Source organism: Neisseriaceae bacterium CLB008 (assembly GCA_041228285.1).
GTDB lineage: Bacteria > Pseudomonadota > Gammaproteobacteria > Burkholderiales > Neisseriaceae > JAGNPU01.
Map to the genome: position 1 here is coordinate 1,105,651 of CP166133.1, position 22,321 is coordinate 1,127,971.

The window sequence follows — 22,321 nt, forward strand, 5'->3', positions numbered from 1 at the left end:
TAGGATACATCTGCGTGCGGGGCACGCTTCAAGAGGTTAATGATGACAAAACGAACAAAAAAAATGTGGGTTGGGGTCCTGGCGGTGACGGTTGTGGCCGTAGGGTTTTGGATCAGGGGTAGCGGGGCTGCTGCCGCAGAAGGCGGCTATGCTTATCCGCCGGTGAAGGTGGCTTTGGCCACGGTGGCCTTGAATGAGGCGCCGCGCGCTTTTTCGGGCGTGGGTGCTTTAGAAGCTGATCGACAAGTGATGGTGGCGGCGGAAGCCAGTGGCAAAATCACCAAAATTGCGTTTACTTCGGGCCAGTACGTGAAGGCTGGCCAGCTACTGGTGCAGCTGAACGATGCCACCGAGCAGGCCGATCGGGTGCGCCTACAGGCGCAGGTACAGCAGGCGCAGAGCCAACATCAGCGGCTGCGGCAGCTGGTGGCGGAAGAGGCGGCCACTAAGGAGCAGCTAGAAGCCGCGACGGCTCAGCTACACATGGCTCAGGGTGAGCTACAGCGCGTGTATGCACTGATTGCCCAAAAAGCCATCCGGGCGCCGTTTGCTGGGGTGATGGGGATACGCCAAATCAATGTGGGCCAATATCTGAATAGCGGTGACGCCGTGGCCAGCCTGGTGGATGCGCAGGTGCTGCGGGTGAATTTTGCCTTAGATGAACAGGCCGTGGCTGAACTGGCGCTGGCGCAAACCGTGAATGTGAGCGTGGATGCCTATGCCGATGAGGTCATTGAGGCCAAGATCACCGCCATTGACCCCTTAATTAATGAAGCGCGGACGGTGCAGGTACAGGCGACCTTAGCCAATACTGAAGGGCGTTTTAAAGCCGGTATGTTTGCCAAAGTGCAGGTGAAGCAAAACGCCGACAGTGCCGTGCTGACCGTGCCTGAAAGCGCCATTACCTACACGGCTTATGGCGACAGCGTGTTTGTGGCCGAAGAAAATGCCGACAAGCAGCTGACGGTGAAGCGCGTATCGGTGGCCGTGGGCGAGCGCTGGAACGGCATGGTTGAGGTTAAAACTGGCCTGAGCCAAAACCAGCGGGTGGTGACTTCCGGTCAGTTGAAGTTGAACGACGGCATGGTGGTGGAAGCCTTAAAGCGCGACACCTTGAACGACGCGGTCGCCGCCGAACCGGCGGTGCAGCTGCCTGAAATCATCGTGCCTAATGCTGAGCCCAGTACGGCAGAAACGGCAGGTGCCTAATGCGTTTTACCGATCTGTTTGTGCGCCGACCGGTGTTGGCGCTGGTGGTCAGCACCTTAATCTTGCTGGCCGGCTTATTGGCCTTTAATAAACTGCCGATTCGACAATATCCATTATTAGAGACGGCCACCATCACGGTGTCGACCGACTATCCAGGCGCGCCGTCCGAATTGATGCAGGGCTTTGTGACCCAGCCGATTGCGCAAGCCATTGCGTCGGTAGAAGGCATTGATTATTTATCTTCTTCCTCGGTGCAGGGGCGCAGTATGGTGACCGCACGGATGGCCTTGAATCAGGATTCAACTGAAGCGTTGACCGAAGTGATGGCCAAGGTCAATCAGGTGCGCTACAAGCTGCCGGAAAAAGCCTACGACCCGGTGATTGAGCGTTCGGCAGGGGATTCCACCGCAGTGGCTTACGTGGGCTTTTCCAGCGCCACCTTGCCGCTGCCGCAGTTAACGGAATATTTAGCGCGGGTGGTGGAGCCGATGTTCACCACCATTGAAGGCGTGGCCAAGGTTCAGGTATTTGGTGGCCAAAGCCTGTCGATGCGGCTGTGGTTGGATGCGGATAAATTGGCCAGCCGTGGCGTCACCGCTGGCGACGTGGCTGCGGCCATTCATGCCAATAACTATCAGGCCGCGCCCGGTAAGGTGGATGGTCAATTCATCGTGTCTAACGTGCAGGTGAACAGCGATTTAACCAGCGTGGCCGACTTCCAAGAGCTGGTATTGAAACAAAGTGGCAACAGCCTGGTGCGGATTAAAGACGTGGGCACGGTTGAGCTGGGTGCGGCAGCGACCGAAACCAGCGGCATCATGGATGGTGTGCCAGCGGTGTATTTGGGTATTTTCCCCACCCCTAGCGGCAACCCCTTGGTGATCGTAGATGGGATTAAAACCCTGCTACCGCAGATTGAAAAAACCTTGCCGCCCGACGTGCGGGCCAATCTGTCGTTCGAGACCGCGCGCTTTATTCAGGCCTCTATTGATGGGGTGATCAAAACCTTGCTTGAGGCCTTGGTCATCGTGGTGGTGGTGATCTATCTGTGTCTGGGCTCGTTTCGCAGCGTGTTGATTCCCGTGGTGACGATTCCGCTGTCGATGTTGGGCGCGGCCAGCATCATGCTGGCGTTTGGCTTCAGCATCAACCTCTTAACGCTGCTGGCCATGGTGTTGGCAATTGGCTTGGTGGTGGATGACGCCATTATTGTGGTGGAAAACGTGCACCGCCACATTGCCGAAGGTAAGTCCCCCGTTAATGCGGCGCTGGTGGCCGCCCGAGAAGTGGTGGGGCCGGTGATTGCGATGACCATCACCTTGGCGGCGGTGTACGCACCGATTGGCTTTATGGGCGGATTAACCGGTGCCTTATTTAAGGAGTTTGCTTTAACCTTGGCCGGTGCCGTGATCGTGTCTGGCGTGGTGGCCTTGACGCTGTCGCCGGTGATGAGCTCGTTCTTGCTGCCGGCCAAGCAAGATGAGGGCCGAATGGCGCATCTGGCCGAAGGCTTTTTTGGCAAACTCACGGCCGGCTACGCCAAAGTATTGGATTTTGTGCTTCACCATCGTTGGCTAACCGCTGTGTTGATTGGCGTGGTGGTGTTGAGCCTGCCGTTTTTATACCTATCGCCTCAGCGAGAGCTGGCGCCGGCAGAAGATCAGGCCAACCTATTGACCGCGATTAAAGCGCCTCAACACGCCAACTTAAGCTATGTCGAACATTTTGCGCATCGCTTGGATGAGGTTTATACCGACATTGCCGAAACCGAAAGCCGCTGGATCATCAACGGCATTGATGGGCCGGCCTCCAGCATTGGTGGGATTATTTTAACCCCTTGGGGCGATCGCGCTCGCGATGCGGCCACGATTCAAACCGAGTTGCAAACCAAGGTGAACGACGTGGAAGGCAGCAGTATTTTTGCCTTCCAGTTAGCAGCCTTGCCCGGTTCGAGCGGCGGCTTACCGGTACAGATGGTGGTGCGTACGCCGCAGGATTACCAAACCCTGTATCAAACCTTAGAGGAGATCAAGCAAAAAGCGCGTGAAAGCGGTCTGTTTGTGGTGGTGGACAGCGATTTGGACTACAACAACCCGGTGGTGAAAGTGCAGATTGACCGCAGCAAAGCCAACAGCTTGGGCATCAGCATGCAAGACATTGGCGATGCCTTGGGCGTGTTGGTGGGCGAAGGTTATGTGAATCGCTTTGGCATGGACGGGCGCGCCTACGACGTGATTCCGCAAAGCTTGAAAGCACAGCGTCTGACCCCAGAAGGGCTGTCACAGCAATATGTGCGCACCGTTAGCGGCGCGATGATTCCGCTGGCCACGGTGGTGTCGATCAGCACCTCGGTCGAGCCCAATCGTTTGACCCAGTTTAATCAGCAAAATGCGGCCACTTTACAGGCCATTCCTGCGCCTGGCGTGTCTATGGGCGAGGCCGTGGCATTTTTAGCTGAGGCTGCGGCGGCGTTGCCCGCGGGCTTTAGCCACGACTGGCAGTCTGATTCGCGTCAGTATCAGCAAGAAGGCAATGCGCTGGCGTTTGCGTTCTTGGCGGCCTTGGTGATTATTTACTTAGTGTTGGCGGCTCAATACGAAAGCTTGGTGGATCCGCTGATCATTTTGATCACCGTACCCTTGTCTATCTGTGGTGCCTTACTGCCTTTGGCCTTGGGCTGGGCAACGTTGAATATTTACACCCAGATTGGCTTGGTGACCCTGATCGGCCTGATCAGCAAGCACGGGATTTTAATGGTTGAGTTTGCCAATGAACTTCAGGCGAAAGAAGGCTTGAGCCGAATGGCGGCGATTCATCAAGCGGCCCAAATTCGCCTACGCCCAGTCTTGATGACCACGGCGGCGATGGTGGTGGGCTTAATCCCCTTGTTGTTTGCCACGGGCGCGGGCGCCAATAGCCGCTTTGGCTTAGGGGTGGTGATTGTGTCGGGCATGCTGATCGGCACGGTGTTTACGCTGTTGGTACTGCCTACGGTGTACACCTGGTTGGCGCGTAACCATAGCCACGCCCAGCAAACCGATCGGCAACAGCAGCTATTGGCCGCCGATGCGGCGATGGGTAAAGCCCATCAGGAAGGAGAAGGTTTATGAAACAGCAACGATTAATCATGGTCGGGGCGCTCAGTGTGCTGTTGGCAGGCTGCGCCGTTGGGCCTAAATACGTGGCGCCTACGGGGCCTGAGGTAAAGCTTCACAGCGCCGAAGCTCAAGCATTTAAACCGCAATCACAGGCGGCTCAGGCCAGCTGGTGGCTATTCTTTGAAGAGCCTGATTTAAACCGCTTAATCGATGCGGCCTTGGCGCAAAATCATGATTTACGCCAGGCTCAGGCGCGACTCTTGGCTGCTCGGGCGGTGTTCGATGAACGTCAGCTCGAGCGCCTGCCGGCCATCACTTCGGCGGCCAGCTATCAGCGTGCCATCAGCCAGCAGGCTGGCAGCGACGGTACGCCTGCGCGCACGCTGTCTGAGCAATATCGCCTGGGCTTTGACACCCAATGGGAAATTGATCTGTTTGGCCGCTTGCAGCATCTGAGCCAGTCGGCGCGCGCTCGAGCCGACGCCACTCAGGCTGAATTCACCCTGCTACAATTAAGCATCGCCGCAGAAGTTGCGCGGGTGTATTACCAGGCGCAAGGCTTACAGCAACAGCTTGAGCTGGCGCAACAACAGCAGCGTAGTTGGGCGCAAACGGTGAAGATCACTGCCGCATCGGTGCGTCTGGGCAGCGGTTTGCCAGAAGATTTGGCCAATGCACAAGCGCAGCTGTTGCGTAGTGAAGCCCAGATTCCCCAGGTTTATACCCAGTTACAGCAGGCTAAATATCGCCTTGACGTGCTGACCGGCCATGAGCCTGGCCACAATCAGCTGGTGTTGGCCGGCCCTCAGGCGGCGCCCTTGGCAAAAAATCTGCCTTTGGGCGACGTGAACGAGCTGATTCGGCAGAGGCCAGACGTGGTGAAGGCTGAGCGACTGCTGGCGGCCAGCAGTGCCGACGTTGGGGCGGCCACGGCTGATCTGTTCCCGCGTCTTAATCTTGGCGGCTTCTTAGGCTTTATTGCCCTGCGTGGCGGCGACATCGGCCATGCTTCGCGCGGCTTTGAGTTGACGCCTAATTTAACTTGGCCAGCCTTACAGCTGGGCAATGCCCGTGCCCGCTTACGCGGTGCCAAAGCCCAGAATACCGGTGCTTTGGCCCAGTATGAGCAGGCTTTATTATTGGCGCATGAAGAAGTAGAAGGGGCGGTGACGCAGCTGGTGCAGCATCAAGACAGCTTGAAAGCCCTGCTACAGTCGGCGCGTCACGCCGAACAAGCCGTAGCGATTGCGACCAAGCGCCATAAAGCAGGCTCTGGCCAATATTTAAGCGTTCTGGCCAATCAGCGGGCGCTGTATGAAGTAAAGCAGGCCTTACTGGCGGCGCAAACCGACTCCTACATCAATGTGGTGGCGCTGTATAAAGCCTTGGGCTGGGGGCAGGCTTAATCCTCATGCCTTGATACAAAAATCGGCCCCAAACGTTTAGCCGTTTGGGGCTTTTTGCGTTTGAAGTGGTCGGTTTCATGGCTGGGATGCGGTCTAAGCGTGGCGCAGGGCGCTGGGTATACTCGGCTTTTTAGGCATGTTAAGAAAGCCCATGATGGATGAGACGGACAAACGGACGGCCACCGCGCTGAGCCCCAGAGATTTTCTGGCGCCCTCGATTGCGGCGTTGGTATCGGTGTTGGTGAATTATGGTGGCACCTTTGTGCTGGTGTTTCAGGCGGCTCAGCTGGCCCAGCTGTCGCAGGCGCAAACGGCGTCGTGGGTGTGGTCGGTGTCGATTGGGGTGGGCGTCACGGGGGCGTGGCTGAGCTGGCGTCATCGTGCCCCCATCATCACCGCGTGGTCTACGCCCGGGGTGGCCTTCTTGGCCACGGTGATGCCGTTTACGCCTTATGCGGAAGTGATCGGCGCCTATATAGTGTCGGCCTTGGCCTTTGTGGTGCTGGGCATGACCGGCGCTTTTGAGCGTTTGGTGCGGCTGATTCCAGCGGGGATTGCGGCTGGGCTTTTGGCCGGGATTTTATTGCCGTTTGGCATTGGCGCTTTTAGCGGCGCGACGGGCGCGCCGTTTTTGGTCATCGTGTTGCTGCTGGTGTATGCCGTACTCAAGCGTTGGACGGCGCGGTTTGCCATCGTCGGCGTTTTGGCTTTGGGCTTAAGCCTGCTGGTGCTGCAAGGGCAGGTAGACTTTTCAGGGCTGTCGCTGAGCCTGGCGCAGCCGGTGTTTGAGCGGCCAGTGTTTTCTCTGTCGGCCTTGGTGGGCGTGGCCTTGCCGCTGTTTGTGATCACCTTAACCGGCCAGTATATGCCAGGCATGCTGGTGCTGCGCCAAGATGGCTACCTCACCAGCGCCAACCCGATTTTGACCGCGACGGGCTTGGGCTCTTTATTGATGGCGCCGTTTGGGGCGCACGCGTTTAACGTGGCGGCCATTACCGCCGCCATTTGTACGGGTAAAGATGCCCATCCCGATCCTGATAAGCGCTACATCGCTGGTTTGGTGTGCGGGCTACTGTATGTTTTGGTGGGCGTGTTTGGCGTGACTTTGGCGACGCTGTTCTTGATTTTGCCTAAGGCCTTTATTGCCACTTTGGCGGGCTTGGCGCTCTTGGGCAGCATCAGCGGCAGCTTGGCCAGCGCCATGCAAGACGTGCGCACGCGCGAAACGGCGCTGATCACTTTTTTAGCAACGGCGGCCAATGTCACGCTCTTAGGCGTGGGCGGTGCCTTTTGGGGGCTGGTGGCGGGCCTGCTGTGCCATTTCATCTTGCACGGGCGCTGGCGTGCTCGGGCGGCTTAAGGCCTGACTGAGTGCTTGGATGGTGGTGGTGATTTCATGCGGCGTGAGCGAGGCATAGCCTAATACCCAGCCAAATAGGGGCTTAGGCCCCAGATACAGGCGGCTAAGTCCAGGCAGCGCAATGCCGGCGTCGGCGGCTTGGGCGAGGGTGGTGGCTTCATCATAGCCGGGCAGTAGGTGGCAGGCCAGTAAGAGACCGCCGCCTTTTCTAGGGCCGATGGGCTGGATGACGTCGGCCAGATGAGCGTCTATCGCCGCTAATAAGGCCGCTTTTCGGGCGGCATAAAGCTGACGCATCATCCGCACGTGGGCGTTGTAGTGGCCATCGGCCATAAAGCGGGCCAACGTGAGCTGGTTGTTCAGCGGCGTGTGCCCATCCAGAATACTGCGGGCGGCCACCATGGCAGGCATGAGGCTAGGCGGCAGGGCGATGTAGCCAATGCGTAAGCCTGGAAACAGGGTTTTGCTGAAGGTGCCGATGTAGAGGGTACGCTGGTATGGGTCTAGGCCTTGTACACAGGCCGTGGGCAGGCCATCGTAATGAAATTCACTGTCGTAATCGTCTTCGATGATCCAGCCCTGGTTTTGCTGGGCCCAGTCGATGAGGGCGAGACGACGCTCTAAAGATAGGGTCACGCCCGTAGGGTATTGATGTGAGGGGGTGACGTAGACGCAGCGCGCGCCGCTGGTGTCGGCCAGAAGCTGATCAATGCGAATGCCTGACTCATCGACGTCGATCGGCACCACGCGGGTTTGGGCGGCTTCAAAGGCTTTTTTGGCGCCAAAATAACCGGGGTTTTCCATTAAAATGGGCCCATCGGTGTCTACCAGCATGTGGGCGCACAGCGTCAAGGCCTGGCGGGTGCTGCTCAATACCAAAATATTCTGGGCGGTAACCTTGGCGCCGCGTTCGAGGTTTAAATAAGTGGCAATGGCCTCACGCAGCGGTGCGGCGCCCTGAGGGTCGGCGTGCAGCAGGCCATGATGTGGGGTTTCCAGGACGACTTTACGGTGCAGGCGCAACCACACGTCGATAGGGAAGGCGCGCGTCTCCGGCAAGCCGGTGGTAAATGCCTTGGGGACTTGCTGATCGACAACGCCGCCGGAAGCCAACACTTGCTGACCGCGTTGGCTGAGGCTGGCGCTGACGGGCTCGGGTGGGCGAAGCTTGGCGCGTGCCGCGCTGCGGCCATAGAGATTGGCGCCAATCAGATCGGCGACATAGCTGCCAGAGCCTTCTTTACGGGTGATGTAGCCATCGCGCTGTAGCTGAATGTAGGCATTTTCGACCGTGTCGCGCGCCACGCTGAGCGACTGGGCCAAGGTACGGCTGGCCGGCAGCTTACTGCCGGGCGTCAAAACGCCTTCTAGAATAAGGGCGCGCAGGACGCGCTGAATGCGCAGATGTCGCTCCAAGGTTTGCAGTTCTGGCTGATTCAGACGGATGCGAATGGTTTCCAGCGAAAAAGACTTGCTCATGGCTAGGCCTCGTGGGGCTTAATGGCGATAAAGAGGGACGGGGTGATCGTGTCCGTCAGTGTAGCCTTAAACACCGCTGCTTGTCATGGCGTGTTTAAGGCTACGGATTTGTTTTGTTGGATAGATTTAAACCGGCATGCGGTATTCAATGCAGCCTGATTTGGCCGCAATCCAGTCGTACAGCTTTTGTGCGCGGGCATTGGTGTGGTGGGTGTGCCAGTACAGGCGGCCACACTGCTGCTGTTGCGAAAAAGCCTGCACCCATTCGATCAGGCGTTTGCCTGCACCGCTGCCGCGGACGCTGGGGTCGACGTAGAGGTCTTCTAGGTAGCAAAAGTCTGCAACGGCCCAGGTAGAGCGATGCACCACATAGTGGACAAAGCCAACCATTTGGTCACCCACCAGCGCCACGGCGGCGTGAACGGGTTCATTCGGATCTAAGAAGCGCTGCATCTGGGTGGTGGACACTTCTGGTGCGAGGGTGACCTCATAAAAATCTTGGTAGGCCTGCCAAAGCGGCAGCCAGGCGTCAAAATCGGTGGCTTGAATCGGGCGTAGGGTTAGGGTGGTCATATTAGGGCCTGTCTTAACGATTAAAAAGAGCTGAAGCGCAGCCATCATAGCCAAGGAAATGGCTGGATGGTCATGCCAGTTTTTAGGTAATCAACAGACCGCTTTTAAGGCATCCCCGCTTTAGTCTGCACCATAGGCTGCTGCGGCGGCCATGAGCTGTTCGATTTGATCATTGCACAAGAGCGGTCGTAGCGCGGTGAACTTGGCTTCTGACCAGGTATAAATCTGTAGTGCCAGCAGCTGTCCAATCACCTTTGGCGCAAAGCGCTGACGAATCGGTTTGGCAGGGTTGCCAGCCACGATGGTGTAGGGGGCGACGTCTTTGGTGACAATGGCGCCCGAGGCAATGACGGCGCCTTCGCCTATGGTGACGCCGGGCATGATGGTGGCGCGAATGCCGATCCAAGCACCGTCGTGGATGACGGTGTCGCCCTTGCCGATGTAGGCGTCTTCAATGTGCTCAATAAAGGGGTAGAGGCTAAACCAATCGGTGCGGTGGGTGTGGTTGCCGCCCATTAAAATAATGGCTTCGGCACCGATGCAGACATAGTTGCCAATGTAGAGTTGATCAACGGGCCAAGGAGAATCCCAGTGGCTGAGGCTGTATTCATCGCCATATAAATAGCGCACTACGCTGTCTTCAAAAGAGCCGCTCCACGCCGCGCTGTAATAGCTTTTCTCTCCTTTGATGTGAATATTGGGGTTCTTCACCGTTTCGTGTAGGTATTCGACAATAGACCAATGTTTGGGCTCAGGGTGAGACATGGGGTAACCTTTAAAACAACTAAACAAGGCTTGATTCTAACGGCCATGCCTGAATGCAGCAAGGCCAGCCTGGGTGAGCAGGCTGGCCTTGAGTCGATCATAGGCTAGACGCCAAGAAATTCAAACGGCTTGCTGGTTTTGAATTCAGTCGAGACCTCACCGGCAAAAATATTGCCTTGATCCTTGCCTAAGTCCAGTTTTTTAACCTGGCCCGTTTGTTTGGAGAAATCTACTTTTTTCAAATCAACCCAGAAGAGGTTCGGTGAGACGGCCGATTCAAAGAAGTACAGCTGCCGCTTGTGGTCAAATACGGTGCGCCAACGGGTAGAGGAAATATTGGGTTCTTCCTCGGTATTGAGGCCAAAAGGTACGGACACGTTGCGAATCACGCTGAAGACGCTGGCGACAGATTGCTGTAGGTCAGCCGTTTTGGGAATGGCGTTGACGTAAAAAGACGCCCGTGCAAAGCGGTCGGCCGCGCGGTTGGTGCCCGGTAGCATGACGGTGCCGCCAATTTGTTTCCAGTATTGGTTAAGCGCCAGCTGCTGGTCGAATGTGGGTGAATTGGTCATGACCTGATATTTAGGGCTGTGATGAATGACCTGCTTGCCGTTGATGTATTCGACAATGGCGCTGTCACCGCTGCTGTCTGAAATCGACAGATGCAAAGTCGCCAAACGTTTTTCGCCCGGCACAGCGTCGGTGATGACGATGAACGGTTCTTTTTCCAGCGCCTTCACGGTTTCGGCCACGGTGGCGAAATTATCTAGAACATATTGTGCCCAAAGCGATAACGACAGCGTGGGCTTATTGGATTTTTTAGCATTAGGATATTCAGATTCCACCAACCACAATAGGTTGGCATTGAGGCCTGCTTCGTTCACCCCGTCTGTGGTGGCAATGTCGTAGCCAGAAGCGATGACGCTACCGTATTTGGCCTGCCATTTGACTGATCGTGGGCCGGCGTTGCCGTCGCGCTGTATGCCTTGCGGCAAAATCCAAATATTGGTGCCGACGTCGGTTTTCCAATCCATAGAGCGGGCGGTGATGGTGTTATTGTCTGGCCCTTGGTACACAAAGCGCGTGCAGGCAAAAGAAGGGGCCGTGGCCAAAAGTGCCAAAGAGGTGGCCAGTACGATGGTTTTTTTTAACATGAATCATCCTTTTACTTCTGGTTTTAAGAGGGTTTATTAGCGCAGCTGCAGGCTTAAACCAATGACTGGGCCACTTTCTTTAATGTCCCAGATGAAATTGCCTTGTTCATGTTTCTGATCGATGACGCGGTAACCTAGGCGTAGATTAGTCGGCCGATCAAACAGTTTGGTTCGGTAGCCTAGATAGGCTTGATAACCTTTGCTGTGGCGGCTGCCGACGTCGACTTGCCCCGCGACGTTCCAGCGTGGATTAACGTCGACTAAAAAGCGGGTGCCGATGAAGGGCTCGCTCCAGGAGGCGGAGCGATTAGCCTCTTTGGTTAGGCCCATGGCGCTGGCCTTAAGGTCGGCGGTGACGCTGGTAAAATGCATCCCTACGGTGGGCTCCAGCACAAAGCGCAGGCCTTGATCGTTGCTGCCGCTGTCCCAGGCGGTGGCATAAATGCCTACGCTGGTGCGGTCTAATTTGGTTTTTAACTGGGTATGGGCAGGGCCGACCTGCTCCTTATTGCTGGTTTTAACGTATTGCTTGTCGATGTAGGCGCCCCAACGGCCTTTGGCCACGTCTAGGTAAGCCATATAGGCGCCATCAAGATTGTCCCAAGTATCGGAAAAAGGCACATCGACTGATTGCTTAAGGGGCCCGATGGCGGCGTCGCCTTTAATCTTGGCGGCAAAGCCATACAGTGAGACATACACCTTGATCGGCTCTTCCTGAAAAGACGCTGCCGATGGGGTCGGCTCTGTCATCATCTGAGCCAGGCTCGTTGTGGGCAGGGCCGCTGCAAATATTAAGGCCAAAGTGGTGGAAGTGACAGGGGACATGATGGCGCTCTCTGAGTAATGAAGGTGTGTATTATTAAAACACTTGTTTTAATTAGTGATAAATATCAGCACAACGAAAACCGACAGCGCCTCCGTCGTGGTCATATTATGCTGGATGCCAGTGGATTAGTGCAATAGCTTTATGGCCTTGAGGGCCTGAATAATGAAAATAGACGATGGTGTGTGGATTCTTTGTAGGGAGGTGCCAAGCGTAGCGTGTTCACCTGTAGGCAATAGCGACATGACCAAAGTATGAGCAGTAGATTTAATCCTTAGCATCAACAGTGGGTAGGTGACGCTTTACCCACTATCACCACCGTGTTTACGCACCTAAAGCCCATGGGTCGCAACCCACTTTACACTTAACGTTGTTGCCAGCGTGGGCGTGATCCATCGACAGCTAGTGCAGCTGTACGCTGAAGCCCAACATCAGGCTTTTCTCATTCACGTCCCAAGTAAAGTCGTCTTTAATGTGTTTTTGATTGAGGATGCGGTAGCCGAGGCGAACGTTCATCGGGCGATTGAAGAGTTCATCCCGATAGGCTATATAGCTGAGGTATTCTTTACTGCGGCGTGTGCCGACGTTGGCCTGACCATAAAGAACCCAATGACGATTAAACTCATGCGCAAAACGTACGCCTAAGTAAGGTTCATGCCACGATGCAGTCCGTGAAAGCGTATGGGTTTGGCCCATAAAGTCGGCGCTTAGGTCTACACCTACCTTGGTTTGATGCAGGCCAATGGTGGGGGCTAAGATGGTTTTGGCTGGACCTAGATGAGCGTTGTCACCCACGACGTTTACATAGGTACCGAGGCTGCGACGATCCATTTTGGCTTTTAGTTGAAAGTCGATGCCATACAGTTGATCGTCTACAGTGGCTTTAATGTATTGCTGGTCAAAATAAAGGCCCCAAGGGCCTTTGGACACATCTAGATACAAGGTGTGGGCCATTTTGATATGGTCTAAACTATTCGAGAAAGGCACGTCAAGTGAATAGCTTATGGGCAGCTTGGCTTCTGGATCTTGAGGTTGCCATTGGGTTGAAAAACCAAAGGCGTTGACATAGATTTTGAGGGGCTCTGCGTTAGGCGTTTGCGCCCAGCATAATGAAGAGAGGAGCGGCCAACAGAGGGTGCCGAATAATGCTTGAGCCGCAGTGTTCATATTGAATGAATGTCTATAATGATTTGATTTATACTAGTTTAATTAATTCAGCGTCCTTTGAATAGCGCCATGCGGTTGCCCGCACGAATTTGTGTGGCATCTAGGCCTTGATTTGACGGTAAACCTCTGATTAAGGCTGGCGGGCTTTGTCTAAATTGTGGCTTAAAGGGTGTCAGGGTGATGTTGTTTAATGATGCTGTACACCGTGGTTCGGGAAACATTATATTGTTTGGCCAGTTGAGTGATGCTGGTTTTTTGGGCCTGAATGTCGCGTAGCAAGGTGTGTATTTCAGCAGGGCTTAGCTTGGGCCGACGACCGCCGACACGGCCCCTGGCTTTGGCTGCGGCTAATCCAGCAAAGGTGCGCTCTCGGATGAGGTTACGCTCAAATTCGGCCAAGGCCGCAAAAACGTGAAAAATCAACTTACCGGTATTGCTGTGGGTGTCAATTTTTTCGGTGAGGCTTTCAAAATTAATCTGGTTTTTTTCCAGTTCTCCAATGATGTTGACCAGGTCGCGTACGCTGCGGCCAAGGCGGTCTAAACGCCAAACCACCAGCGTGTCACCAGGCTTTAAACTATTTAAGCATTGATTCAGCACTTTTCTTTGTGCGTTTTTACCGCTGGCGATTTCGGTAAAGAGCTGGTCGCAACCGGCCTTCATTAATGCATCTTGCTGTAGATTAAGGGTTTGATCTTGGGTTGAGATGCGGGCATAGCCGTAGCGATAGGTTTTTACTTGCATTAAGAGTCTCTGTAGGCGTGATGTTGTTTTTATCGGAGGGCTAAAAAAGTAGGGCCGCTGGTCGGCCCTGTGGTCGATGTTGCTGCCGCGATACGCGCTGTTTACAACAGTGGATAAAGCGCTTTAATCATGGGCGAGCATGACCATGAAGTGTGCTGTTTCAATGGTTCGATTGATGGGTGTGAATCATGAGCTGATGCTTATAGGCCTTGCTTCATTTGGTGATGTGGTCTTGTGTGAGTCTGTGTTTTTATTGCCACTGGGTGATTATAGGGGTTTTTAAGCGATGAGGCATTAAATGGACGGTTTATGCTGATGGCTTGTTACTTTAGAGCGACATGCTGTGCCTGGCCCGTCCCTATAAGAGTCAACACACTGTGTTTGTAGGGAGAATCTTCAGGCTTCTTAATGTCAATTGTGTTTACCGTGAGCTTAAACGGGTCATGATGCACCTAGGATTCATAATGGGTGCTGATAGGGTAGGGGCGATATCAGGATGTGTACGATTGATTGGCTGGGATTGACAATAGGCCTATTTAATAACGATAATGCGAACAATTATTATTAAGGCTGCTGAATCAGATGTTATCGAACGAAACAAAGCCTACGGGCATGAGCCCGAAGCAATGGGATCAGTTTTATCGCGCTCATTGTCCGTGGTTAATTAAGATTGTCTGCCGCTATTCGGGCTGTCGTTTTGTGGCAGAAGACATTAGCCATGATACCTTTTTAAAGGTATTGGTTCAGGCAAGCCCGTCGGTGGTGCGTGGTTTAGCGCAAAACCCCAAGGGTTTTTTGCGTTCGATGGCCAAGCATTTACTCATCGATAAGATTCGCCGAGACCTAGTGGAACAGAGTTATTGGGATAGTCTACAGGCCTTTCATCTGAATGTATCTGATTATCAGCTAGATGAGCATGTAGCGGCCATTGAGGCCTTATCAAAGCTGTCTCAAGCGCTGGAAGCCTTGCCGCATTTAGAGCAAAGCGCTTTTTTATTGTATTACATTGACGATCTGAAACATCAAGACATTGCCGAACGTTTAGCGGTGTCTGTCTCGACGGTTCGTCGTGCGATTGCCCGCTGCATGATGAACTGCTACCACTTATATTATGAGTCTGAGCCTTCTTAAATGGCCTCTTCATCCCCCTCTCATGCCCAAATAGAAGCCGCTATTCAGTGGCATCTTTACTTTCAAGAGCATGCGGATGTGCCGTCGGCTCATCCCGCATTTCAAGCTTGGCTGCAGGCCGATGTGCATCATGCCTTGGCCTGGCAGCGCATCCAGCACATCTATGGCCATTGGCAAAAGGTACCGAAACAGGCGCTGTCACAACCGGTGGCCCAGTTAGCCCAATTGCGTCAACGTCCCCATACGTTTGTGGCGGTTTGCGAGTATTGGGGGCAGCGAGTCAAAACCAAAAAAGGTTTGTTGGCCGTATTGTTGATGCTGTTTGGTGGTTTTTTGGGTTTGCAGCAATGGTCTGCGTGGACGCCGGGGGCTGATTACGTCACGGATGTGGGCGAGGTGAAGGTGGTCAAACTTGAAGACGGTAGTGAATTGACTTTGTCGGGTGCTTCGGCAGTGAAGATACGCTTTACCGCCCAAGAGCGGCTGATTGAGCTACAGCGAGGCCGCTTGCTCATTAACGTGGCAAAGCAGGCTAATAGACCTTTATGGGTGACGACGGATCAGGGTCGGGCTCAGGCGATGGGGACGATTTTTTCTGTAGAGCAACTGCCAGAACAGCAGACAGAGGTGATTGTGCTGGAGTCTAAAGTGAACGCCTGTGCTGATCAGGGTGTGGGGGGCGATGCCGTGCCCGCTTGTGTTCTGTTGACTGAAAATCAGCGCGTGCGGCTCTTGCCACAAGGGCTAGGGTTGGTTTCAGGTATTGATGCTGAAGCCGAAGCATCTTGGACCAAGGGATTGATCACGGCCACTGATATGCCGTTGTCGGCTTTGTTGGCGACGCTCAATCAGCATCATGCGGGGCAAATTCAATATGACGCACAACAGCTGGCGCCTTATCTGGTGTCGGGTGTGTATGCCCTGAATGATCCAGAAGCGACCTTGGCAGCCATTAGCCTGATTCAGCCTATTCGGGTGCGGCGGATAACCGAAGGGCTGTTTTTTGTAGATATTGATCCTCGTAAAATCAAATAATTAGGATTTAAAAGGCGTTTTGCTGAACAACTTGTGTGGGCTCAAACGTTAAATAAGTATGAGCTTTTTATATGAGGTAGCACACATGTTGGATCAGCAAAACAAACTAAAAATGAGTTTCTTAGTGGTGTGGGGTGCATTGGCCCTTGGGCCGTCCCCCACGGTTCAGGCTCAAACGCCTATCACCCATAGCTATGTGATTCCTGCCGGCCAACTGGGTGCGGCGATTCAGAAATTTGCTCGCGACAGTGGCGTGGTGATTTCTTTTGATGGCGCCATCGTTAAGGGCCTGAAAACCAGCGGCCTACAGGGGGCATATGGTTTTGAAGCAGGGCTGTCGCAATTACTTCGAGGCCATTCTTTAACGTGGGTGGGTGGTCAGGGCGTGTACACGATTCAAGCCCGACCTGAGTCGCCAGCTGGCGGTGAGTCTGCCGCAGCCGGCCAGGGGGCACGCTTAGAAGATGTGGTGGTGATTGGTTCGTCAGCGAATAAGCAGAATGCTGTGTATCAGGGCGCATCGTCTAGCGTTTATTTAAACGAGCAAGAGTTAGGACGGTTTTCTCGCGTCAGTCCGTCTGATATTTTGAACGGGATTGCCGGCGTTGAAACCGGCGACAGCCGCAATGGCGGCGCTTTGGACGTAAACATTCGTGGCATACAAGGTATGGGACGGGTGGCGGTAACCGTTGACGGTAGCCAGCAAGCTTTGGAAACTTATCGTGGCTATGGCGGTACTCAAAACAGAAGCTATATCTCAGCTGATTTGATCAGTGAGGTCACCGTGGAGAAGGGCGCCAGCACCAAGCCAGGTGGCGCGGGTGCCATCGGTGGGGTGGTGGCGATGAACACCATCGGGGTAAAAGACATTGTCAAAGAAGGCCAAAATAGTGGCGTGCGCCTAACTGGAAACCTGTGGAGCAACAGCACCAGCGTCGACTTAAGCCAGATCGGTCAAAACGACAGCATGGCCAGCGTGGGCAAAATGCCTGGTGGTTTTAATGACGGGCATGGTCGTTCCGGTAGTGTAGCCGTGGCGCACAAAGGTGATGGATTTGACGTCGTGGCGGCTTATGCACGTCAGCGCCAAGGCAATTACTATGCGGGTAAAAAGGGCGAAGATCGTTATCCTCAACTCAATTGGGTATACCGTGCCAATGAAGAAGTCATGAATACCTCGAACAGTAATGAATCGGTGCTGTTAAAAACCACGCTTAGGCCCACAGATGAGCAAACTTTGGCGCTGACCTATCGGTATTTCGATGGCGAGTTTGGCGAAATTATGGGCTCGGCGCTGTATCGCGGTAATGGTGAGCGCATTCCCCAATGGCCCATTGGCAGCATGCGCATGAATACTTATACCGCCAACTATGGCTATGTTTCTGCCGATCATTCCTGGCTAGATGTTAAGGCCAACCTGTGGCTGACCAAGGCGAAAAATAAGCAAATGAATGCAGGTCCGGTGGCGCCTGAGTCACAAACCTCTGAGATCGGCACCGACTACCGTTGGTCTAGCCTCAATAATCAGCGTTGGGGGTTTGACTTTGCCAACGACGCCGTATTTGATACGCGCTGGGGCGAATTGACGTGGACTTTAGGCGGCTCATATCTGGAAGAGGACATTCGGCCGCATAATGTCCTCATCACTCAAGATGACATCAACAATAATCAGCATGTGCGCGATGCCAAGCGTAAAGAGCTCAGTTTCTTGTCACAATTACAGTATAAGCCAACCGATAAGCTCACTTTAGAAGTGGGCGGGCGCTATACTCGGTTTAAGAATAAAGACCGTAACCGCATGGTGAACCGTACCAGCGTGTATTCGGATGACCCGTATAAAAAAGTGTGGTTAACCATTAAGTCTGAACATGGCTACACGCGTGCGGGTTCGATTGCGTGGTATGCAACTGAGCAGGGCGATTATCGGGCTGAGGATAATCCAGGCGAGCGCATCATGAGTGGTGACAGCAAGGATATTTTGATTCAGGCCTATGGTGGTCCCTATACCTTAGCCGAGCTAGAGCAACGTTACGGCGGTAAGGTGGTGAGCTATAGCGTGGATAGAGACGAAATTGAGGGGGATTTCTTGGGCTATCGCTATGAGGCAGAAGAGCCGCTCACCTACAGCGGCGATGAATTTGCACCCTTTGCCAGCATTCGCTATCAGCTGCTGCCATCTGCCCATGTCTATGCCAATTATAAGGAAGCCATTCGCGTACCGGGCCTGTTTGAAACCACATTGGGCATGGGTGCTGGGGTGGATCCGAGTAACCAAAACCTACGCCCCGAGCGTTCGAAAAGCTGGGAGATCGGTGCGGCGGCATATCGCCAAAACTTCTTGCGTTTTGATGATCAAGCCAATATTAAAGTGGCTTACTTTAAAACCAATATTCATGATTACATCGCCCGCTACTATACGGATTCATTGAAGATGTATAATAGTGAAAGTTTTAAAGTGTCTGGCATGGAGTTACAGCTAAACTATGATGCGGGTGGTTTTTTTGCCGACTTAGCCGCCACTAAGTACTTTAAAGCTCAAACCTGTGACAAAACCGTGGCTGCTTTTTTACGACAGTATGAAGCCTATGTGCCCGACTGTACCGATGGGGGCTTTAGAGGCTCGTATGTGAACACGCAAAATCCGCCTAAAACAACGGTGGTGTTGACCGCAGGGGTACGTGCCTTAAATGAAAAGCTGACTTTAGGTACGCGCCTGACCAAAACCAGTGGGCCATTACACGATTTGAATCAATCATGGCAGGCGCAGACAACGACCATCCAAATCAAGTATGAGCCGGTGACGGTGGTGGACGTGTTTGCCAGCTATCAGATTAACGACAGTTCATCGTTTAATTTCTCGATTGATAACCTCACCAATCGCTATTATCTAGACCCTTTAGCGCAAACGTTGATGCCGGCACCCGGGCGTAATTACCGCCTCGGGTTTAGCCATAAGTTTTAAGCTTCAGCAACAGTACCGCCGCCCATCTTTTGATGGGCGGTTTTTATTGGGCCCAAAAAAGCCTAGAGGCGTCGTATCGTGACGCCTCTGGGCGATGGCTAATGCTTAAAACTTCTTGCTGACGCCAAACCTCAGCGTTCTGCCGGGCGCAGGGAAGTGAGAGCGGGTAAGAGGATCTAAGTAATACTGGTTGGTCAGGTTGGTGCCGACCAGTTCGATGCTGAGGTCTTTCTTAAAGTGGTAGTTCACCCACGCATCCACCGTGGTGACCTTGCCCCAGTGAATGGGCACGCTGGATTCCCAGGTCACGGCTTCGCCAAAGTTTTCCTTATCGGTATTTTTAGAGCCAGCATGATGCAGGATACGCGTGCCTAGCTCTAGGCGTTCATTCATGAAGCGCCCACCCAAGGTTAAATTAAGGGCGTATTTAGGCGGCGTCATATTGCGTAAATAGCTGTTGTAAAAACCATCTTTCACGCAGCTGGCCACCGAGCCATAGTAGGGGTCAACCGTAATGGCTTCAGAAGCATCGCATACCTTATTGTTTAAGAAGTATGACGCGCTGAAGTCGGCAAAGAAGCGGCCGTTGTCATAGCGGCTTTGCAGTTCTAGACCGCTGACGATTTGTTTTTCTCGGTTGCTGAGGTTGAAGTAATTGTCCCGATCAATGACGTCTTTGATGGTGTTTTTAAACCAAGCCACCTTTACGTCGGCATAGCGATCGGCCTTTAATAGCTCGCTTAAGTCATGCAGATAGCCTAGCTCGATATTGGTGCTTTTTTCTGGCTTGAGGTTCTTATGCACGATTTGCCCTGCCGAGAAGCCAATGGTGGATTCAAAAATGCTCGGCATGCGTTGGGTTTTGGCGTAGCGAGCGTACATACGCGCATTGTCTGTGAACCATGCGGTGGCGGCAATAACTGGCTGCCAGCTGCCGCTGTTGCTTTGTTTGGGCACCTCGTTAAAGCGATTTGGGTCATTGGTATTGCTTTGGCGGTAAAGCTGCACGGTACGGTGGCGATAAGGTTTGGCGCCGGCTTCAACCAAAGTAGGGTCTAGGAAGGGGTTGTCTTCTTGGTGGAAGCGGCCATCATCGCGCTCCGTCCATTTGACGTCACCCTTAATGATCCAATCATCGTATTCACGATTGACGTCTACGTTGAGGCCTTTTTGACTCATTTCATTTTTGAAGTCTTGCTGGGCGCCAAAGTATTGGTTCATCGCGTCCCACATGCGCGGATCGTCCCAGGCGTATTCTTTCTGGGCGTAGTCGTAGTTCTTTTGCGCATCGATGAGGCTTTGCGGTGCATCTAACTCATACGATAGGCCCATTTCACGGCTGCCTGGGTCGGCGTAGCGCGTTTGTTTGGCCCGACGTTGACGATTCAGCTGTTCATCGTAGGCTGAAAAACCATTTTTGCGCGCGCCGGCGCTGATTTCAAGCCAGCTGGTGGGACGCCATTCAAAGTTAAAGTTTAAATCCCACTCTTTACGCCAGCCTTCGCGTGGAATAGAGCGATAGGGCGAGGCGCCAAACGCTTCCTTTTCCACTGGGTCTAGATACCAGCTGTCGTTGGAACTCAGCGTTTCGTGCTGGTAGCTGCCGCCAATGGTTAAATCTAGGTTGCTGGCCAACTGCATTTTATTGCTGCTGGTGAGGCCCCAGCGCTTGTCTTTTGAATTGGTGAGCGAGGTGTTGCGCACCACGCTGGCCAACTCTGGGTTGCCCATATAAGCAGGATAGTCTTCGCGTGGGTAGCCACCAGCGGTGTGGGTGTCTAAATTGGTTTTGGTGGTCCACACATTAGACTCTAAATTGATGTAGGGGTTGTCGTCTGGCCGCCATTTATGGGTTAGGTTAATCGCCGTCATTTGTAGCTTACTCAGCGGCCATTGTGGAAACTTATTCGCCACATTATTGAGGATGTAGTCTTTAAAGCTTTGCGGGTTGCGTGGGTCGTTCAAAACGGTTTCCACCCATTTATAGTCAGACGCAATGCGCGACGGCAAAATCTCACCGTATTCCGACCAAGTGTGGCGCACGCCTAGCTGTAAGGATTGATCTGATGTAGGGCGCCAAGTGGTTTTGAATAGCAGGGATTGCATCTCATTTGATGTATTGGGTACCTCGGTGCCAGGCTTATAGATCTCGGCCAGATGCTTGGTATAGTCATCCCAATAGGCGGTGGCGCCAGGGGCATGATCTTCACCGGCGTAATAATCAGCGCCGTTTTTACCCGACACATGGTTGCCTTTATGTCGATACACATAGGCGCCCAGTACGTCGACGTTTTCCCATTTTTTGGCGGCGGCAATGCGAAAAGCTTGATCTTGCCCAAAGCCATTGAAGTCATTTCGCTTCTTGGCATTGGTCATCACGGCCGAGTCGAAAAACTTATTGAAGTTATAGTTGGGGTCATAAATATTGCCGTTGACCTTAACGCCTTGCTCTAGCGTGGGTAGTCGTGGCTTAACGGCATTGTTGCTGGCCTCTAGCTTAAGGTCTACTCCCCAGTCTTGATCGGCTTTGATGATGTCGTCAACGTTCAGCGTCGACACGGCTACGGCGCCGCCGACCGAACTGTTGACGCCTCGGGTTAAGGACGGGCCTTTTTCGACCAAGATCCCGCCAATCAACATGGGGTCGATGTAGTTGCGGTTATTGGCGCCGCTGTAGCCGCGCCATACGGTAATCGATTGCTCGGTGCCGTCGATGGTTAAGGGCACTCGGCCCTGGCCTTGAATGCCGCGAATATTCGGGTCTAGCGCACCGCTGTTGCGCGCATCACCGCTGTTGACGCCGACCATGCCCTTGAACACGTCGGCAGGGGCTGCGCCTTTAAAGCGCTCTACTTCTTCCTTGCCTCGATACACCGTAGATAGCTGGCCATCGTAGACGCGATCGTAGCCCGCCGCATCCCGTTTATTGTTTCTTGAGCCCACCACGTATACCACACCCAGTTCGGCACTGTCGGCGCCGGTAGGGGCCGCAGCGGCCGGTGTGGCCAGCGCAGCAGATTTAGGGCTAAAGCCTTTGGGGGCATGAATGCTGTAGACCGAGCCATTTTGCTTGATGGCCAAAGAGTGGGGGCCTAAGAGGCGGCTTAAGCCTTCTTTGACGCCATAGGCGCCTGATAGGCCTGAGGTGGTCAATCCTCTAGTGGTGGCCGGATCGAACACAATGGTGACATTGCTTTCTTGGGCAAAGCGGTTTAAGGCCGTGCCTAAGTCGCCGGCGGCAATGTGATAAGTTTTTGCTTGCGCATTCGGCGTTTGGCCATAGCTGGCATCGACGCCGCCCATGGCTAAAAGGCTGGCCATCAGCAAAACCGCCCCTTTTTTTTGTTTGTGTGTGTGGGTCATGAAACTTCCTCAGTGAGTAAACGTACCCCTATAAAACGAACCAGAGTCGGGA

The 22,321-nt window shown here is 53.7% G+C and carries 15 protein-coding genes; 7 read left to right on the plus strand and 8 right to left on the minus strand.

Going from position 1 to position 22,321, the window contains the following annotated elements; translation table 11 throughout:
- The first annotated feature begins 42 nt into the window (after positions 1–42).
- The 4 genes from AB8Q18_05075 (at position 43) to AB8Q18_05090 (ending at position 7,073) form a co-directional block, all read left to right on the plus strand.
- Positions 43–1,209, plus strand: a complete 1,167-nt coding sequence (locus AB8Q18_05075; GenBank protein XDZ52427.1) for an efflux RND transporter periplasmic adaptor subunit — start codon at positions 43–45, stop codon at positions 1,207–1,209.
- The gene (locus tag AB8Q18_05080; GenBank protein ID XDZ52428.1) at positions 1,209–4,319 is read left to right on the plus strand and encodes a MexW/MexI family multidrug efflux RND transporter permease subunit; all 3,111 of its coding nucleotides are present in this window, start codon (positions 1,209–1,211) and stop codon (positions 4,317–4,319) included. The genes AB8Q18_05075 and AB8Q18_05080 overlap by 1 nt, the downstream gene beginning before the upstream one ends.
- On the plus strand, positions 4,316–5,713 hold the full coding sequence (locus AB8Q18_05085; protein XDZ52429.1) for an efflux transporter outer membrane subunit: 1,398 nt from the start codon (positions 4,316–4,318) through the stop codon (positions 5,711–5,713). The genes AB8Q18_05080 and AB8Q18_05085 overlap by 4 nt, the downstream gene beginning before the upstream one ends.
- Positions 5,714–5,864: 151 nt before the next feature.
- Entirely contained in the window at positions 5,865–7,073 is a 1,209-nt protein-coding gene (locus tag AB8Q18_05090; protein XDZ52430.1) for a benzoate/H(+) symporter BenE family transporter, read from the plus strand.
- On the opposite strand, the gene AB8Q18_05095 is transcribed toward AB8Q18_05090, so the two are convergent.
- The 7 genes from AB8Q18_05095 to AB8Q18_05125 all read right to left on the minus strand — a co-directional run bounded on the left by AB8Q18_05095 (position 6,984) and on the right by AB8Q18_05125 (position 13,778).
- Positions 6,984–8,552: a PLP-dependent aminotransferase family protein gene (locus AB8Q18_05095; protein XDZ52431.1), complete on the minus strand. Its 1,569-nt coding sequence runs from the start codon at positions 8,550–8,552 to the stop codon at positions 6,984–6,986. The two genes, AB8Q18_05090 and AB8Q18_05095, sit on opposite strands and share 90 nt — an antisense overlap.
- A gap of 126 nt (positions 8,553–8,678) precedes the next feature.
- On the minus strand, positions 8,679–9,125 hold the full coding sequence (locus AB8Q18_05100) for an N-acetyltransferase family protein (GenBank protein ID XDZ52432.1): 447 nt from the start codon (positions 9,123–9,125) through the stop codon (positions 8,679–8,681).
- 120 nt (positions 9,126–9,245) lie between these two features.
- The gene (locus AB8Q18_05105; protein ID XDZ52433.1) at positions 9,246–9,890 is read right to left on the minus strand and encodes a CatB-related O-acetyltransferase; all 645 of its coding nucleotides are present in this window, start codon (positions 9,888–9,890) and stop codon (positions 9,246–9,248) included.
- A 104-nt stretch (positions 9,891–9,994) separates the two neighbouring features.
- Positions 9,995–11,044, minus strand: a complete 1,050-nt coding sequence (locus AB8Q18_05110) for a linear amide C-N hydrolase (GenBank protein ID XDZ52434.1) — start codon at positions 11,042–11,044, stop codon at positions 9,995–9,997.
- A 36-nt stretch (positions 11,045–11,080) separates the two neighbouring features.
- Complete coding sequence (locus AB8Q18_05115) at positions 11,081–11,869, minus strand: hypothetical protein (protein XDZ52435.1); 789 nt, start codon at positions 11,867–11,869, stop codon at positions 11,081–11,083.
- Between the two features lie 400 nt (positions 11,870–12,269).
- A complete protein-coding gene (locus AB8Q18_05120) occupies positions 12,270–13,034 on the minus strand; it encodes a hypothetical protein (GenBank protein ID XDZ52436.1) in 765 nt (254 codons plus the stop codon).
- Between the two features lie 162 nt (positions 13,035–13,196).
- Positions 13,197–13,778, minus strand: coding sequence for a recombinase family protein (locus tag AB8Q18_05125; protein XDZ52437.1), 582 nt, complete (start codon positions 13,776–13,778; stop codon positions 13,197–13,199).
- 612 nt (positions 13,779–14,390) lie between these two features.
- Between AB8Q18_05125 and AB8Q18_05130 the strand changes: the two genes are divergently transcribed.
- From AB8Q18_05130 to AB8Q18_05140, 3 genes are all read left to right on the plus strand, one after another.
- On the plus strand, positions 14,391–14,909 hold the full coding sequence (locus AB8Q18_05130; GenBank protein ID XDZ52438.1) for an RNA polymerase sigma factor: 519 nt from the start codon (positions 14,391–14,393) through the stop codon (positions 14,907–14,909).
- Positions 14,910–15,944: a FecR domain-containing protein gene (locus AB8Q18_05135; protein XDZ52439.1), complete on the plus strand. Its 1,035-nt coding sequence runs from the start codon at positions 14,910–14,912 to the stop codon at positions 15,942–15,944. It begins immediately after the preceding gene.
- Between the two features lie 85 nt (positions 15,945–16,029).
- Entirely contained in the window at positions 16,030–18,906 is a 2,877-nt protein-coding gene (locus tag AB8Q18_05140) for a TonB-dependent receptor (protein ID XDZ52440.1), read from the plus strand.
- 105 nt (positions 18,907–19,011) lie between these two features.
- On the opposite strand, the gene AB8Q18_05145 is transcribed toward AB8Q18_05140, so the two are convergent.
- On the minus strand, positions 19,012–22,269 hold the full coding sequence (locus tag AB8Q18_05145; protein XDZ52441.1) for a TonB-dependent receptor: 3,258 nt from the start codon (positions 22,267–22,269) through the stop codon (positions 19,012–19,014).
- Positions 22,270–22,321: the final 52 nt, after the last annotated feature.

Coding starts and splice junctions, on each gene's coding strand:
- AB8Q18_05100 (XDZ52432.1), bottom strand. CDS start 9,125: ATGACCACCCTAACCCTACGCCCGATTCAAGCCACCGATTTTGACGCC.
- AB8Q18_05075 (XDZ52427.1), top strand. CDS start 43: ATGACAAAACGAACAAAAAAAATGTGGGTTGGGGTCCTGGCGGTGACG.
- AB8Q18_05090 (XDZ52430.1), top strand. CDS start 5,865: ATGATGGATGAGACGGACAAACGGACGGCCACCGCGCTGAGCCCCAGA.
- AB8Q18_05145 (XDZ52441.1), bottom strand. CDS start 22,269: ATGACCCACACACACAAACAAAAAAAAGGGGCGGTTTTGCTGATGGCC.
- AB8Q18_05080 (XDZ52428.1), top strand. CDS start 1,209: ATGCGTTTTACCGATCTGTTTGTGCGCCGACCGGTGTTGGCGCTGGTG.
- AB8Q18_05110 (XDZ52434.1), bottom strand. CDS start 11,044: ATGTTAAAAAAAACCATCGTACTGGCCACCTCTTTGGCACTTTTGGCC.
- AB8Q18_05085 (XDZ52429.1), top strand. CDS start 4,316: ATGAAACAGCAACGATTAATCATGGTCGGGGCGCTCAGTGTGCTGTTG.
- AB8Q18_05105 (XDZ52433.1), bottom strand. CDS start 9,890: ATGTCTCACCCTGAGCCCAAACATTGGTCTATTGTCGAATACCTACAC.
- AB8Q18_05115 (XDZ52435.1), bottom strand. CDS start 11,869: ATGTCCCCTGTCACTTCCACCACTTTGGCCTTAATATTTGCAGCGGCC.
- AB8Q18_05130 (XDZ52438.1), top strand. CDS start 14,391: ATGAGCCCGAAGCAATGGGATCAGTTTTATCGCGCTCATTGTCCGTGG.
- AB8Q18_05120 (XDZ52436.1), bottom strand. CDS start 13,034: ATGAACACTGCGGCTCAAGCATTATTCGGCACCCTCTGTTGGCCGCTC.
- AB8Q18_05125 (XDZ52437.1), bottom strand. CDS start 13,778: ATGCAAGTAAAAACCTATCGCTACGGCTATGCCCGCATCTCAACCCAA.
- AB8Q18_05140 (XDZ52440.1), top strand. CDS start 16,030: ATGTTGGATCAGCAAAACAAACTAAAAATGAGTTTCTTAGTGGTGTGG.
- AB8Q18_05135 (XDZ52439.1), top strand. CDS start 14,910: ATGGCCTCTTCATCCCCCTCTCATGCCCAAATAGAAGCCGCTATTCAG.
- AB8Q18_05095 (XDZ52431.1), bottom strand. CDS start 8,552: ATGAGCAAGTCTTTTTCGCTGGAAACCATTCGCATCCGTCTGAATCAG.